This window comes from Streptomyces sp. NPDC002138 (assembly GCF_040296485.1).
Classification (GTDB): Bacteria; Actinomycetota; Actinomycetes; order Streptomycetales; family Streptomycetaceae; genus Streptomyces.
The window spans coordinates 17,552-32,616 of the sequence record NZ_JBEOXE010000081.1 but is presented as its reverse complement, the minus strand read 5'-3'; the positions used below and the strand labels follow the sequence as shown (position 1 = coordinate 32,616).

Annotated in this window: 13 protein-coding genes and 1 pseudogene; all 14 read right to left on the bottom strand. The window is 70.8% G+C overall.

The genetic code is table 11. The features are described 5' to 3' along the window. Positions 1–95: pseudogene (locus tag ABT084_RS33405) on the bottom strand (urease subunit gamma); the annotation flags it as partial. Between the two features lie 468 nt (positions 96–563). Continuing rightward, positions 564–1,352, bottom strand: coding sequence for a TIGR03936 family radical SAM-associated protein (locus tag ABT084_RS33400; RefSeq protein ID WP_351052165.1), 789 nt, complete (start codon positions 1,350–1,352; stop codon positions 564–566). 235 nt (positions 1,353–1,587) lie between these two features. Next, a complete protein-coding gene (locus tag ABT084_RS33395; protein WP_351052162.1) occupies positions 1,588–2,013 on the bottom strand; it encodes a PIN domain nuclease in 426 nt (141 codons plus the stop codon). Beyond that, the gene (locus tag ABT084_RS33390; protein WP_351052159.1) at positions 1,989–2,231 is read right to left on the bottom strand and encodes a type II toxin-antitoxin system VapB family antitoxin; all 243 of its coding nucleotides are present in this window, start codon (positions 2,229–2,231) and stop codon (positions 1,989–1,991) included. Before ABT084_RS33390 ends, ABT084_RS33395 begins: the two co-directional genes overlap by 25 nt. Before the next feature lie 171 nt (positions 2,232–2,402). Further along, entirely contained in the window at positions 2,403–4,328 is a 1,926-nt protein-coding gene (locus ABT084_RS33385) for a TIGR03960 family B12-binding radical SAM protein (protein WP_351052157.1), read from the bottom strand. Between the two features lie 80 nt (positions 4,329–4,408). Then, on the bottom strand, positions 4,409–5,932 hold the full coding sequence (locus tag ABT084_RS33380; protein WP_351052155.1) for a CYTH and CHAD domain-containing protein: 1,524 nt from the start codon (positions 5,930–5,932) through the stop codon (positions 4,409–4,411). Positions 5,933–6,068: 136 nt separating this feature from the next. Then, positions 6,069–7,268, bottom strand: coding sequence for a rod shape-determining protein RodA (gene rodA, locus ABT084_RS33375; RefSeq protein ID WP_351052152.1), 1,200 nt, complete (start codon positions 7,266–7,268; stop codon positions 6,069–6,071). Next, entirely contained in the window at positions 7,268–9,445 is a 2,178-nt protein-coding gene (gene mrdA, locus ABT084_RS33370) for a penicillin-binding protein 2 (protein ID WP_351052149.1), read from the bottom strand. The genes rodA and mrdA overlap by 1 nt, the downstream gene beginning before the upstream one ends. 13 nt (positions 9,446–9,458) lie before the next feature. Then, entirely contained in the window at positions 9,459–10,181 is a 723-nt protein-coding gene (gene mreD / locus ABT084_RS33365) for a rod shape-determining protein MreD (RefSeq protein WP_351052146.1), read from the bottom strand. Positions 10,182–10,193: 12 nt separating this feature from the next. Continuing rightward, positions 10,194–11,135, bottom strand: coding sequence for a rod shape-determining protein MreC (gene mreC, locus ABT084_RS33360; protein WP_351052144.1), 942 nt, complete (start codon positions 11,133–11,135; stop codon positions 10,194–10,196). Between the two features lie 153 nt (positions 11,136–11,288). Beyond that, a complete protein-coding gene (locus ABT084_RS33355) occupies positions 11,289–12,308 on the bottom strand; it encodes a rod shape-determining protein (RefSeq protein ID WP_008738981.1) in 1,020 nt (339 codons plus the stop codon). 295 nt (positions 12,309–12,603) lie between these two features. Continuing rightward, a complete protein-coding gene (ndk, locus tag ABT084_RS33350) occupies positions 12,604–13,014 on the bottom strand; it encodes a nucleoside-diphosphate kinase (protein WP_351052141.1) in 411 nt (136 codons plus the stop codon). A 64-nt stretch (positions 13,015–13,078) separates the two neighbouring features. Further along, positions 13,079–13,435 carry a DUF4233 domain-containing protein gene (locus tag ABT084_RS33345; protein WP_351052138.1) on the bottom strand — a complete coding sequence of 119 codons (357 nt, stop codon included), beginning with the start codon at positions 13,433–13,435 and terminating at the stop codon, positions 13,079–13,081. Between the two features lie 4 nt (positions 13,436–13,439). Continuing rightward, positions 13,440–14,951: a bifunctional tetrahydrofolate synthase/dihydrofolate synthase gene (gene folC / locus ABT084_RS33340; protein ID WP_351052135.1), complete on the bottom strand. Its 1,512-nt coding sequence runs from the start codon at positions 14,949–14,951 to the stop codon at positions 13,440–13,442. Positions 14,952–15,065: the final 114 nt, after the last annotated feature.

Sequence of the window (15,065 nt, the reverse complement as noted above, 5' to 3'; positions counted from 1 at the left end):
ACGGCGCCCCGGATCGGTGACGAGACCACCGCGAGGCGGGATCCGTCGTCGAAGACGGCCTCCACGTGCACCTCGGTGACCACGTCGCTGACGCCACGGCGCGGGTGGCACGGCGGCGGGCACGCGGCGCGGGGGCGGCGTCCTCGACCGGGGCGGCGACCGGCTCGGTCACCGCGGCTGCGGCCTCGGCCGTCTCGGGGGCCCCGACGGCACCCGGCGGACCGGCCGGCCGCGACGCGGCGCGGCGCCGCCTGCGCGGCGGCAGGTTGTCGCTGGGGCTGCTGCCCTCGGCGGTGTTGTCGGTGGTGGTGTTCTCGTTGTTGAGCATGTGCGGGGTTCTCCCGTCGCGCTCCCGGGCGCCGCGGCTGACATCCGGTCCGGCGCGGCTTCGCGCGGTGAGCGCGGAACCGGCCTCCGGGGCGCGTGCGCCACACGGGAGCTATAGTCCATGGCCGCCGGTTCCGTACGTGTTTGTCCGTACGGCCTGGCGGAAGTCTTCAGGTCTTTGCGCTGCCCGACCCAGGTGGATCCCGGGTGCCAGGGCGGCACGGCAACGACTGTCCCTACGCGGCGGGACCTTCCGGCGCCTTCGCGTCGGCAGCCGCGGCAGCCGTGGGTGGGGCTGTCGTGACGGCCTCGCGGTCGGGCGCGAGCGGGTCGGTCACCGTGCCGGACTCCTCGTCGAAGAGCCCCTGCGCCAGCCTGGTCACCGCTGCGGGGACCGGGGGCGCCAGGTCGGCCACAGCTCGGAGACCGGACAGGACGTCGTCGGGTCGCACGGCAGGTGTCAGATGCCGAACAACCAGCCGCAGTATCGCACAGGCACTGTCCAGCGGCCTATCAGCCGGAACGGCCGATGCCGGGGCCACCTCGAGACTGACGACGGCGCCGCGCGTGTCGAAGGTGCGCATACCGTTCTTCGTCCGGCGCTGGACCTCGACGCTCTCGGCGGCGAGGAAGACCGCCACGGCCCGTTCGGCCTCGGCGGGGTCCGTGCCTTCGAGGCGCAGTTCCCAGACCGAGGCGGTCAGCCGGTCGGCCAGGCCCGAGGTCCGGGCCTCGACGGCGTCGGTGATGTCGAGCCCGACCGGCATCGACTCGTCGAGCAGCTCGCGGAGCTTCTCGGGGTCGCGTGCCTCGGCCAGGGCGATCTCCAGGTACTCGGCTTCGCTGCCGGTCCCGGTGGGGGCGGCGTTCGCGTACGAGACCCGGGGGTGCGGGGTGAAGCCCGCCGAGTACGCCATGGGGACCTCGGCGCGGCGCAGGGCCCGCTCGAAGGCTCGCTGGAAGTCTCGGTGGCTGGTGAACCGGAGGCGGCCGCGCTTGGTGTAGCGCAGTCGGATGCGCTGCACCACCGGTGCGGGAGGGGGGCCTTCGGGCTGTCGCTTGCCCAGTGGTTCTTCTCCTTGTGCGGGGCGGGCGCTCTCGCGCGCCGCCCGGAGGTCTGTGGAGCCGTCCGGCCGTGCCCGCTGCTCCGGCTCACCCCCGCTGCTGCGGGGAGATCTCGGGTGCGGGCGCGTTGCCGACAGCTGTCGTACTACCCACAGTACGCGCCTGTGACCTCGTCGGTTGCACGGGAGAGAAGCCTCAGTCGATGGAACCGGGCTCGGCGAGCCAGCGAGTACTGAGCCCGATGTGCTTCGCGAGCGTCTCGAAGTCCCGGTCGTAGTGCAGCACCGTCAGCCGGTGCCGTGCCGCGGTGACGGCGACGATCAGGTCCACCACTCCCGCCGAGCGCACGCAGCCCGCCGCGGCCAGGGTGCGCTGGGCCACGAGCAACTGCGACCAGATGTCCTCCGGGATGCCCTGCCACACGTACAAGTCGGCGAAGGTCTGACGCATCTCCTCGTACTGCGCCGGCGACCGGGCCGAGTACAGCACCTCGGCCTCCGTGACGGGGCACATACCGATGCGTCCCGACGCGAGCACCGGGCGCCAGACCGCGAGCGGCCCGGCGAGCATGATGCGATTCGCGGCCGACGTGTCGATCAGGAAACGCTCGGATTCCCCCACGGACCGCGCACCTCCTCCTTGAATCCGGGCTCGCGGCCCTTGTCGAACGCGCCCTCCTCATCAAGTCTGGTCAGCCGCGCCAGCGCCCGCTCGCGCCGCAGCCTCGCTCCTATCTCCGTGAGGGCGGCGTTGACCGTGTCCTTCTTGGTCTTGGTGCCCAGCGCTTCGGCGGCCAGGGCCAGCGCTTCCTCGTCGATGTCGATCAGGGTTTTGGCCATCCCGGCCACCTCCAGGTCCCGGAGCGGAGCGGTGTATACACGATGCCGTGCGTCAAGGATATCCGCGAGTCGGTGGTGCATAAACGTTCAAGCACACTTCGAATGCATCTGCCAACGCAGCTGCCCCCCGCCGGATCCCGGCGGGGGGCAGCTGTGGAGCGGACGTGACCGCTATTTCACGACCGACAGCGGCAGCAGCTTCTGGCCCGTCGGGCCGATCTGGATCTGCGTGTCCATCTGCGGGCAGACGCCGCAGTCGAAGCACGGGGTCCAGCGGCAGTCCTCGACCTCGGTCTCGTCGAGGGCGTCCTGCCAGTCCTCCCAGAGCCAGTCCTTGTCGAGACCGGAGTCCAGGTGGTCCCAGGGCAGGACTTCCTCGTAGGTGCGCTCGCGGGTCGTGTACCAGGCCACGTCCACCCCGTAGGCGGGGAGCGTCTTCTCGGCCGCCTGCATCCAGCGGTCGTACGAGAAGTGCTCGCGCCAGCCGTCGAAGCGGCCGCCCGACTCGTAGACCGCGCGGATGACGTCGCCGATGCGGCGGTCGCCGCGGGACAGCAGGCCCTCGACGACGCCCGGCTTGCCATCGTGGTAGCGGAAGCCGATGGAGCGGCCGTACTTCTTGTCACCGCGGAGCTTGTCGCGCAGCTTGGTCAGCCGTGCGTCCGTCTCCTCCGCCGACAGCTGCGGTGCCCACTGGAAGGGGGTGTGCGGCTTCGGGACGAACCCGCCGATCGACACCGTGCAGCGGATGTCGTTCTGGCCGGAGACCTCGCGGCCCTTGGCGATGACGTTGACCGCCATGTCGCCGATCTGGAGCACGTCCTCGTCGGTCTCGGTCGGCAGGCCGACCATGAAGTACAGCTTCACCTGGCGCCAGCCGTTGCCGTACGCCGTGGCGACCGTACGGATCAGGTCCTCTTCCGAGACCATCTTGTTGATGACCTTGCGCATGCGCTCGGAGCCGCCCTCGGGGGCGAAGGTGAGGCCCGACCGGCGGCCGTTGCGGGTCAGCTCGTTGGCCAGGTCCACGTTGAAGGCGTCCACGCGGGTGGACGGGAGGGACAGGCCCACCTTGTCCTCCGCGTAGCGGTCGGCGAGGCCCTTGGCGATGTCGGCGATCTCCGTGTGGTCCGCGGACGACAGCGAGAGGAGGCCGACCTCCTCGAAGCCGGTCGCCTTCAGGCCCCGCTCGACCATTTCGCCGATGCCGGTGATGCTTCGCTCCCGCACGGGGCGCGTGATCATGCCGGCCTGGCAGAAACGGCAGCCGCGGGTGCAGCCGCGGAAGATCTCCACGGACATGCGCTCGTGGACGGTCTCGGCGAGCGGGACCAGGGGCTGCTTCGGGTAGGGCCACTCGTCGAGGTCCATGACCGTGTGCTTGGACACCCGGTGGGGAACGCCGGAACGGTTCGGGAAGACACGCGCGATGCGGCCGTCCGGGAGGTAGTCCACGTCGTAGAAGCCCGGGACATAGACGCCGCCGGTCTTCGCGAGGCGCAGCAGGACCTCCTCGCGCCCGCCCGGACGGCCTTCGGCCTTCCAGGCGCGGATGATGTCGGTCATGTCGAGGACGGCCTGTTCGCCGTCGCCGATGACCGCGCAGTCGATGAAGTCCGCGATCGGCTCGGGGTTGAAGGCCGCGTGGCCGCCCGCGAGGACGATGGGGTGGTCGACCGTACGGTCCTTGGCCTCCAGCGGGATGCCCGCCAGGTCCAGCGCCGTGAGCATGTTGGTGTAGCCCAGCTCCGTGGAGAAGGACAGGCCGAACACGTCGAAGGCGCCCACGGGGCGGTGGGAGTCGACGGTGAACTGCGGCACCTGGTGCTCGCGCATCAGCTCTTCGAGGTCGGGCCACACGCTGTAGGTGCGCTCGGCGAGGACGCCCTCGCGCTCGTTGAGCACCTCGTAAAGGATCATGACGCCCTGGTTGGGCAGACCGACCTCGTAGGCATCCGGGTACATGAGCGCCCAGCGGACGTCACATTCGTCCCAGTTCTTGACGGTGGAGTTCAGCTCCCCGCCGACGTACTGGATCGGCTTCTGAACGTGCGGAAGCAGGGCCTCGAGCTGAGGGAAGACCGACTCGGTCATCACGCGACTTTCGTGAAGCGGGCAGGGGGCGACTCACAAGCGTACCCCGGGGCGCGGCCGCCCCCCGCCGCGTCGATCACCGGCTACCCGCGCAGCCCCGCCCGCACCGCCGGGTCCGATGCCTTCGCCCAGACGCCCGGGAGTTCGCGCTCGCGGCGCTCGGCCAGGGCTTCCTCGCGGCCGTGGAGCACGCCCCAGGTGAAGGAGGGCTCCCGCGCCCCCGAGGCCTGGAGGGCCAGGCCGCGCAGGGCCTCGCGGGCGACCACGCTGTCCTGGTGGTCGCCGAGCAGGGTCTGGACCGACTTCATGGCCTTGGCCTGCCGTTTCGCGGGGGCTCCGAGGGCCCCGGTGGCGGCCTCCGCCGCGTAGCGGGCGCGTTTGGCGGCCTTGCGGGCGCGGTGCAGGGCGAGGTCGCGGTCCCCGCCGGGGGCGAGGGCGAGCGCCTCGTCGATCCGGCCGGACAGGCGCGCGTGGTCGGCGAGCACGGCCTTCGGCAGGACCTTCGCGGCGGGCTTGGCGGCGGCGGGGCGCAGCGGCGGGTCCTGGAGCAGTGCGTCGAGGGCGTCGAGCAGGGCGAGGTAGCGCTCGCCGTCGAGGGCGGCGAGGGCGCGGCGGCGCGAGCCGGAGCGGCGGGAGGTGTTCCAGGTCCGCAGGCGGCCGCGGACCGGGCCGTGCACCAGGGTCGGGGGGAGTTCGCCGAGCCGGGTGCGCAGGCGTTCGAGGAGGACCTCCTGGTCCCGGTCGACGCCGAGTTCGGCGGCGAGCCAGCGCAGTTCCTCGCCGAGCGGGTCGGTGATCCCGCGGTCGAGGACCCGCCGGTAGCTCCGGAAGGCGCTGCGCAGGCGGCGGGTGGCGACCCGCATCTGGTGCACGGAGTCGGGCAGTCCGCGCCGGACGGCGGGGTCCTGGGCGACGAGGGCGTCGCGCTGCTCGCGCAGGTACGCGAGGACGTGGGCGCCCGCGGTGTCGTCGGCGGGGTCGCTCCCGGGCCGGGGGGCGGGGGCGGATCCGGTCTCGGAGAGGGCGCGGGCGAGTTTGGAGGGGGCGGCGGACACCGCGAGCCCAGCCTTGCGGAACCGTTTCTCGACGGCGTCGAGCAGTGCGGGGTCGACGCCGTCGGCGAGTTCGACTTCCACCTCGGTCCAGGCGGCGGTGGAGTCGTCGGCCTCGGCGCGCACGGCGTCGGTGCTCAGTTCCGCGAGCAGCGCTCCGTCCCCGTCCATGAGGTGGAGCACCTTGCGCGAGGACAGCAGCCGCATCCGGGGCAGCAGGGCCCCGTCGCGGACCCGGGAGCGCAGCAGGGCGGTGAGGGCGCGCGGGACGGTGTCGGCGAGGTCGGCCCGGACCTCGTCGCGCACCCCGGGCGAGACGGGGAGCTTGAGGTGCCAGCCCGCGTCCGCGCCGCCGGTCCTGCGCCGCAGGGTCAGCCCGTCGGCGGCGAGCCGCTGGTCGGGGGTGTCGTAGTAGACGGCGTCGAGGTCGACGGTGCCCTGGTCCAGGACGGCGGCGATGCCGGCCGTGCCCGTCAGGTCCGGTACTCCGCGCCGTCCCGCCGCACCGCTCGTGAACTCGAATTTCCGCTCGATCTCGCGCTTGGTGTCCGCCATGGATCGAACGTAGTCCTGAACGGAAGGCGAAGTGAAGGCGAACGCGGAGCCCGGCCACCGATCGGCCGGGGATCGTCCACGCGGGGCCGGCCCGGACCCCGGCCGGGCCGGTCCGGGGGCCGGACCGGCCCGCGCGTCAGGCGGACATCGGCCGTTGCACCCGGATCGACTGCAACAGCCCGATGGCCACCCACACGGCGAACATCGACGATCCTCCGTACGACACGAACGGCAGCGGCAGCCCGGCCACCGGCATGATGCCGAGCGTCATCCCGATGTTCTCGAAGGCCTGGAAGGCGAACCAGGCGATGATCCCGGCGGCGACGATCGTCCCGTACAGCTCGGTGGTCTCGCGGGCGATCATGCAGGCCCGCCAGAGCACCACGCCGAGCAGGACCAGGATCAGGCCGGCCCCGACGAAGCCCAGCTCCTCCCCCGCCACGGTGAAGACGAAGTCGGTCTGCTGCTCCGGCACGAACTGGCCGGTGGTCTGGGACCCGTTGAAGAGCCCCTCGCCCATCAGCCCGCCGGAGCCGATCGCGATCCGCGCCTGGTTGGTGTTGTAGCCGACGCCCGCCGGGTCCAGGGCCGGGTTGGCGAAGGCCGCGAAGCGGTTGATCTGGTACTCGTCGAGGATGCCGAGCTGCCAGATGAGTACGGCGCCCATCGCGCCGGAGCCGAGCAGTCCGAGCACCCAGCGGTTGGATGCCCCGGAGGCCAGCAGCACCCCGAGCACGATGACCAGCATGACCATGACCGAGCCGAGGTCGGGCATCAGCATGACGATGCCCATGGGGGCGGCGGCCAGGCAGAGCGCCTTGATGACCGTGCGGTGGTCGGGGTGGTCGAGGTCCCCCGCGTCCACCCGGGCCGAGAGCAGCATCGCCATGATCAGGATGATGGTGATCTTGCAGAACTCGGAGGGCTGGAGCGAGAACCCGCCGCCGATCACGATCCACGCGTGCGCGCCGTTGATGGTCGCGCCGAGGGGCGTGAGGACGGCGAGGACCAGGACCAGCGAGAGCCCGTAGAGGATCGGCACCGCGCCGCGCAGGGTGCGGTGGCCGAGCCAGACCGTGCCGATCATCAGCACGAGGCCGATGCCGGTGTTCATGGCGTGCCGGAACAGGAAGTAGTACGGGTCGCCCTGGTTCAGCGTGGTGCGGTTGCGGGTGGCCGACCACACCAGCAGCGAGCCGATGCAGGACAGCGCCAGCGCGCTGAGCAGTATCGGCCAGTCGAGCCGGCGCAGCACCGAGTCGCGGGCGGTGAGCTTGCTGATCGCGCCGCGCTCGGGGGCGTAGCGGGAGACGGAGAAGGTGTTCGGTCCGGGCATCAGTCCTGCCTCCCGGTTCCCGGCGCGCGCGGCGGGCCGGCGAGGGGCGGCGGCGCGTCCGCCGGGGCGGCGGGGACGTACGGCTTGATCTCGGGCGCGTCGATCGAGCCGTCGGGCTGGATCTTGGGCAGGGCCTTCTCGGGGTGGGGCAGCAGCGCCTTGCTCAGGTCCTGCTTGCCGGCCATGTCGAGACCGTAGATCGCGTTGTAGATGTTGCGCACGGCGGGGCCGGAGGCACCGGAACCGGTACCACCCTGGGAGATCGTCATCACGACCGTGTAGTCCTCGGTGTACGTGGCGAACCAGGACGTCGTCTGCTTGCCGTAGACCTCGGCGGTACCGGTCTTGGCGTGCATCGGGATCTGCTTCTGCGGCCAGCCGCCGAAGCGCCAGGCGGCGGTGCCGCGCGTGGCGACACCCTCCAGCGCTTCGTTTATCTTCGACCGGGTCTCCTCGGTCATGGGGAGCTTGCCGTGGGACTGCGGCTTGATCTCCTGGACGTTCTTGCCGTCGGCGCTGACGACGGCCTTGCCGATGGTCGGGTTCCACAGGGTGCCGCCGTTGGCGATGGCGGCGTAGATGGTGGCCATCTGGATCGGGGTGACGAGCGTGTCGCCCTGCCCGATGGAGTAGTTGACGGCGTCACCGGCGCGCATGAGGTTGCCTTCGAGGCAGTTCTCGTAGGACAGCAGCTCGACGTAGGTGCCGCCCTTCTTGCCGGTCTTGCACCACTGGTCCTTGTTGGCCTCCCAGAACTTCTGCTTCCACTCGCGGTCGGGGACCCGGCCCTTCTCCTCGCCCGGCAGGTCCACGCCGGTCTCCGCGCCGAGACCGAACTGGTGGGCGGTCTTGTAGAAGATCTGCGCGGGGGTCTTCACCGGCTTGAGACCGCCGTCCTTGAGCCACTGCTGGTGGCCGAGGGCGTAGAAGACGGTGTCGCAGGAGACCTCGAGGGCCTGGCCGAGGGTGATGGAGCCGTGGCCCTGGGACTCGAAGTTCTTGAAGACCTGTCCGCCGATGGAGTACGAGCTGGGGCAGGGGTAGCTGCCGTCGAAGGGGTATCCGGCGTTCACCGCGGCGGCGGTCGGGATGACCTTGAAGATGGAGCCGGGGGCGGCCTGGCCCTGGATCGCCCGGTTCATCAGCGGGACGTTGGATTCCTTGGCGGTGAGTTTGGCGTAGTCCTTGGCGGAGATTCCGCCGACCCAGACGTTGGGGTCGTACGTCGGGTTGGACGCCATGGCGACGACCCGGCCGGTCTTGGACTCCAGGACGACGACGGCGCCCGCGTCGGCCTTGTAGTTGACGCCGGTGTTGCGGTCGTTCTGCTTGCGGGCCTCGACCATGGCCGCGTTCAGCTCGTACTCGGCGACGCCCTGGACGCGGGCGTCGATGCTGGTGACCAGGTTGGCGCCGGGGATCGCGGGGTCGTTCTTGGCCTCGCCGATGACGCGGCCGAGGTTGTCGACCTCGTAGCGGGTGACGCCGGACTTGCCGCGCAGTTCCTTGTCGTACGTGCGTTCCAGGCCGAAGCGGCCGACCTGGTCGGAGCGCAGGAACGGCGAGTTGGTGGTCTTGGCGGCCTGGATCTCGTTGTCGGTGACGGGCGAGAGGTAGCCGAGGACCTGGCCCGTGTTGGCGCCGCCGGGGGCCGGGTAGCGGCGTACGGCGGTGGGCTCGGCGGTGATGCCGGGGAAGTCCTCGGGCCGCTCGCGGATCTGCAGGGCCTGCTGGGTGGTGGCTTCCAGGGTGACCGGGATCGGCTGGTAGGGGGAGCCGTTCCAGCAGGGCTGGGGGGTCTTGGCGTCGCAGAGGCGGACCTTGTCCATGACCTCCTGCGGCTTCATGTCGAGGATCCCGGCCAGCCGGGTGAGGACGCCCTTGCCCTTGTCCTTTATCTTCATCAGCTCGGTGCGGCTGGCGGAGACGACGAGCCGGGTCTCGTTGTCGGCCAGCGGCACCCCGCGGGCGTCGAGGACCGAGCCGCGCACGGCGGGCTGGACGACCTGCTGGACGTGGTTGTTCTTGGCCTCGTCCGCGTACTCCGCGCCGTTGCGGATCTGGAGATACCACAGCCGGCCGCCGAGCGTGAGCAGCAGCGAGAAGACGAGCACCTGGATGATGACGAGCCGGATCTGCACCCTGGGGGTGCGGCCGGTCTCCGGAATGTTGGTCACGCGTGATCCCCCGTCACAGCTTCTTGACGCTCTTCACGCCCTTGAGTCCCTTGACGCCCTTGACGCCCTTGACCCCCTTTATGCGGACGGCCCGGTCCGCACGGCTGCGCGCCGTCTTCAGCCGCAGCCCGCCGCGCTGGCTCCCGATGCGCAGGCCCGTACCGCCGGAGAGCCAGCCGGAGGCCACGTCGGCGCCCTGCGCCGGCCCGCCGTTGGCCTCGACGGCCATCGGGTCGTTCTCGGCGCGCCGGGCCAGCGCCATCAGGAACGGCACGGTGAACGGCGCGAGGAGCAGGTCGTAGAGGACCGCGGTGAACAGCAGCCCGACCAGCCCCACGTGCCGGGCGGCGGTGTCGCCGACCAGGGCGCCCACGCCCGCGTAGAGCAGCGTGGAGCAGACGGCGGCGGCCACGACGGTGAGCATCGGGCCCCAGGCGGAGCGGAAGCGGCCGGTGTCGGGCCGCGCCAGCCCGCAGGCGTACCCGATGAGGCACAGCACCAGGGCGTAGCGCCCGGCGGCGTGGTCGGCGGGCGGCGCCAGATCGGCCAGCAGTCCGGCGCTGAAACCGATCAGGGCGCCGCTGACCGGCCCGTACACCAGGGCGAGGGCGACGACGGTGAGCAGCACGAGGTCGGGGACGGCGCCGGGCAGCTGGAGCCGTCCCAGCACGGTGACCTGGACGACGAGGGCGACCGCGACCAGGGTCACGGAGAGCAGGATCCGGTTGAAGCGCATGACGGTCAGCTCCTACTCGTCGGCCGGCTTGGGGGACGCGCTGGCGGACGGCGCGACCGTGACGGTGACCGTCGGCGTCGGCTTGGGCCCTTCGGGCTTGGGCGGCAGGACGGCGTCGCGCGGGTCCTGACGCGGCGGCATCACGACGACGCCGACGATGTCGAGGCGGGAGAAGCCGACGTACGGCCGGACCCAGACCGTGCGGGTGAGGTCGCCCCGGGAGGGTTCGACCTTGACGACCTCGCCGATCGGGACGCCGGGCACGAAGGGCTTGTTGCCGCGCGAGCCGAAGGTGACGAGGCGGTCGCCGGGGCTGATCTTGGCCTTGCCGTTGAGCATCTGGACGGACAGGGCGCGGTCGCCCTGGCCGGTGGCGAAGCCGAGCTCGCCCGTCTTCTCCAGCCGGGTGCCGACCGTGAAGTCGGGGTCGTTGGCGAGGACGACGGTGGCGGTGTCGGGGCCGACGGTGGTGACCCGGCCGACGAGTCCGTCGCCGTTGAGGACGGTCATGTCGCGTTCGATGCCGTCCTTGCTGCCCGCGTCGATGGTCACGGTCCAGGAGAAGCCCTGGGCCGCTCCTATGGCGATGACCTCGGCGCCCTTGATGCCGTACTGGCCGGAGCCGGCCCGCTTGAGCATCTCGTCCAGTTCGTGGATGCGGCTCTTGTTGCGGTCGTCGCTGCCCAGCTTGGCCTTGAGCGCGGCGTTCTCGCCTTCGAGCGCGGTGATCCGGTTGTGGCGCTCCCCGGAGTCGCGCACCGCTCCTATGGCGTGGGCGACCGGGTCGACCGCGGTCGCCACGCCCTTCTCGACCGGGCCGAAGACCGCTGCGGCGGCCTGCCGGGCACCGTCGACCGGTGACTCCTCGCCCGCTCTGATGTCCACCGTGATCAATGCGAACGCGATGGCGATCAGAAGCACCAGGAGCAGCCGGCTCTCTCGTGTGTCCCTCACGTGCGGCGGCCGTGCCTTCCTCGTCGGAATAATTCCCTGCCTGTATATCAACGATCCGCCGTACCGGAGCGACAGCCCCCGTACGGCGGATCCTTGTGTTCCGCAAGGCCGGCCGCCCGCCGCCCCCGGCAGGGGGGTGACGGGCGGGCCGGGTCAGCGCCGGGGCTGGGCGTCCAGCACCTGCTGGAGCGCCTCGAACTCCTCGACGCACTTGCCGGAGCCGAGGGCGACCGAGTCGAGGGGGTCCTCGGCGATGTGGATCGGCATGCCGGTCTCCCGGCGCAGCCGCTCGTCGAGGCCGCGCAGCAGGGCGCCGCCGCCGGTGAGGACGATGCCGCGGTCCATGATGTCGCCGGACAGCTCCGGCGGGCACTTGTCGAGGGTGGTCTTGACCGCGTCGACGATGGCGTTGACGGGCTCCTCGATGGCCTTGCGCACCTCGGCGGCGGAGATGACCACGGTCTTGGGCAGGCCCGAGACGAGGTCACGGCCGCGGATCTCGGTGTGCTCGTCCTTGTCGAGGTCGTAGGCCGACCCGATGGTGATCTTGATCTGCTCGGCGGTGCGCTCGCCCAGGAGGAGGGAGTACTCCTTCTTGATGTGCTGGATGATCGCGTTGTCCAGCTCGTCGCCGGCCACCCGGATGGACTGTGCCGTGACGATTCCGCCGAGGGAGATGACGGCCACCTCGGTGGTGCCGCCGCCGATGTCCACGACCATGTTGCCGGTGGCCTCGTGGACGGGCAGGCCCGAGCCGATGGCGGCGGCCATGGGCTCTTCGATGATGTGCACCTGGCGGGCGCCGGCCTGCGTGGACGCCTCGATGACGGCGCGTCGCTCCACTCCCGTGATGCCGGAGGGCACGCAGACCACGACGCGCGGACGAGCCAGGTAACGGCGCTTGTGGATCTTGAGGATGAAGTACCGGAGCATACGCTCGGTGATCTCGAAGTCGGCGATGACGCCGTCCTTGAGGGGCCGTACGGCGACGATGTTGCCGGGCGTGCGCCCGATCATCTTCTTCGCTTCGGAACCGACCGCCAGGATGCCACCGGTGTTCGTGTTGATGGCGACCACGGACGGCTCGTTCAGGACGATCCCCCGGCCCCTCACGTACACCAGCGTGTTGGCGGTCCCGAGGTCGATCGCCATGTCACGGCCGATGAACGACATGTTGTTCCCCTTGTTCCCCATGAGGAGCGTCTGGCCTTCCAGTTGATAGCGGCTGCTGTCAGGTCGGCGAGGTGGGTGTGTGGGTGGAGGCCCCATCGTAATGCCGTGAGTACGGGCACCGCGCGACGGGACTCCGGCAATCCCGCCGGAACGGAAACCCGCCCCCTAGTGGTGACGTCGTGTCCTGCACATGCGTTCCCGCTCTCAACCCTCAATACCGAAGGGCGACCGAAATTAATTCGGTCGCCCCAGGTCATGAGCGCTATTTGGCTGATGTTCCGTCAGGAAGGAGTCATCACAGAGCGGGGAAGAACAGCTTCAGCTCCCGCTCGGCGGACTCCTCGGAGTCCGACGCGTGGATCAGGTTCTCCCGGGTGACGGTGCCGAAGTCACCCCGGATGGACCCGGGCGCCGCGGCGATCGGGTCAGTGGGTCCGGCCAGCTGGCGGACACCCTCGATCACTCGTTCCCCTTCGACCACCAGGGCGACGACGGGACCGGAGGACATGAAGCCCATGAGGGGCTCGTAGAACGGCTTGCCCTGGTGCTCACCGTAGTGCGCCTCCAGGGTGTCCTGGTCCAGCGTGCGCAGCTCCAGCGCGGGGATGGTCCAGCCGGCCTTCCGCTCGATCCGGCCGATGACCTCGCCGATCAGGCCACGACGGACCGCGTCGGGCTTGAGCAGGACGAGAGTGCGCTGGGTCATGTTCTAACTCCTTGCGGCATACGGGTGCGGTGCGTCGAGGCTACAGGGGCCATACGGCCCCCCGTCACGCAGCGTCAGGCGCGGCCGCCTCCGCCTGCTCGGCCCAGCGGGCCTTGATGGCGTCGATCTTGCGCCCGTAGTGCACGGAACACCACCACAGGCCCGCGAACACCGCGCCCAGGATGAACATCGTCGGAACGATGAACCCGCTCAGGACCAGACCGATCTGCAGCGCCCAGCCGATCTGGACCGCGCCGGGGCGCGACAGCATCCCGCACAGCAGGACGGACAGCAGCATGGTGACCCCGCAGACCGTCCAGACGGCGGCCTGGGTCAGGTCCGGGTTCTTCATCGCGACCAGACCGGCGAAGCCGATCACGAAGAACTCGCCGATCAGCGTGCTCGCACACAGCGTGCGCATGTCCTCAGCCCCTCTTGAGCAGCAGGCGGGCCTCGCCCACCGTGATCACGGAACCGGTCACCAGGACCCCGGCCCCACCGAATTCGGCCTCTTCCTCCGCCAGGGTGATGGCCGCCTCCAGCGCGTCGTCCAGCCGGGGCTCCACCTGGACCCGCTCGGAGCCGAAGACCTCGACCGCGATGGCCGCCAGGTCGTCCGCGCTCATCGCCCGGTGGCTGGTGTTCTCGGTCACCACGACCTCGGCGAAGATCGGCTCGAAGGCCTCGAAGACGCCCTTGACGTCCTTGCCCTCGCTCGCGCCGACCACACCGATGAGCCGGCTGAAGCCGAAGGACTCGGTGACCGCCTCGGCGGTGGCCAGGGCGCCCGCCGGGTTGTGCGCGGCGTCCAGCACCACGGTGGGGCTGCGCCGTACGACCTCCATCCGGCCCGGGGAGGACACGGAGGCGAAGGCCTTGCGGACGGTGTCGACGTCCAGCGGGCGCGCGTGCTCGGCGCCGATCCCGAAGAACGCCTCGACGGCCGCCAGGGCGACGGCCGCGTTGTGGGCCATGTGGGCGCCGTACAGCGGCAGGAAGATGTCCTCGTACTCGCCGCCCAGACCGCGCAGGGTGAGGTGCTGGCCGCCGACCGCGACCTCGCGGGAGACCACGCCGAATTCCATGCCCTCGCGGGCCACCGTCGCGTCCACCTCCACGGCCTTCTTGAGCAGCACCTGCGCCGCGTCCACCGGCTGCTGCGCCAGGATCACGGCGGCGCCCTGCTTGATGACCCCGCCCTTCTCCTGCGCGATCTCGCCGGGGGTGGAGCCGAGCCGGTCCGTGTGGTCCAGGCTGATCGGGGTGATCACCGCGACCGAGCCGTCGATCACGTTGGTGGCGTCCCAGCTGCCGCCCATGCCGACCTCGACCACGGCCGCGTCGACGGGCGCGTCCGCGAAGGCCGCGTACGCCATCCCGGTGAGCACCTCGAAGAAGGACAGCCGGTACTCCTCGGCCGCGTCGACCATCTCCACGTACGGCTTGATGTCGTGGTAGGTCTCCACGAACCGCTCGTGGCTGATCGGCAGCCCGTCGAGGCTGATCCGCTCGGTGATCGACTGCACGTGCGGGCTGGTGTAGCGGCCGGTGCGCAGTTCGAAGGCCACCAGCAGGGCCTCGATCATGCGGGCGGTGCTGGTCTTGCCGTTGGTGCCGGTGACGTGGATGGAGGGGTACGCGCGCTGCGGCGAGCCCAGGACGTCCATCAGCGCGGCGATGCGCGTGACGGACGGCTCCAGCTTGGTCTCGCCCCAGCGGCCGGCCAGCTCCTGCTCCACCTCGCGCAGGGCCCGCTCCACCTCGGGGTCCTCGGGGCGGGAGGGGGCCTGGTCGCCCTGGGGCGCCCCGCCATGGGCGCGCAGGGTGCGGCTGCCGGCCTCGATCACCGCCAGGTCGGGGTCGCGGTCGGTCTCTTCGGCCACGATCTCGTCGAACTCGTCGGGCCGGTCGTCGCTCTCAGGCTGCTGCTCACTCACGGCACCCAGTCTACGGACGGGGAGCGGAAGGACTTTCGGCCCGGGCGTTTCGGGACCTTGGGCGCCCGGGGCGTCCAGATCGTTATGCAAGTCTTGCGGCAGGAGATTGGGGAA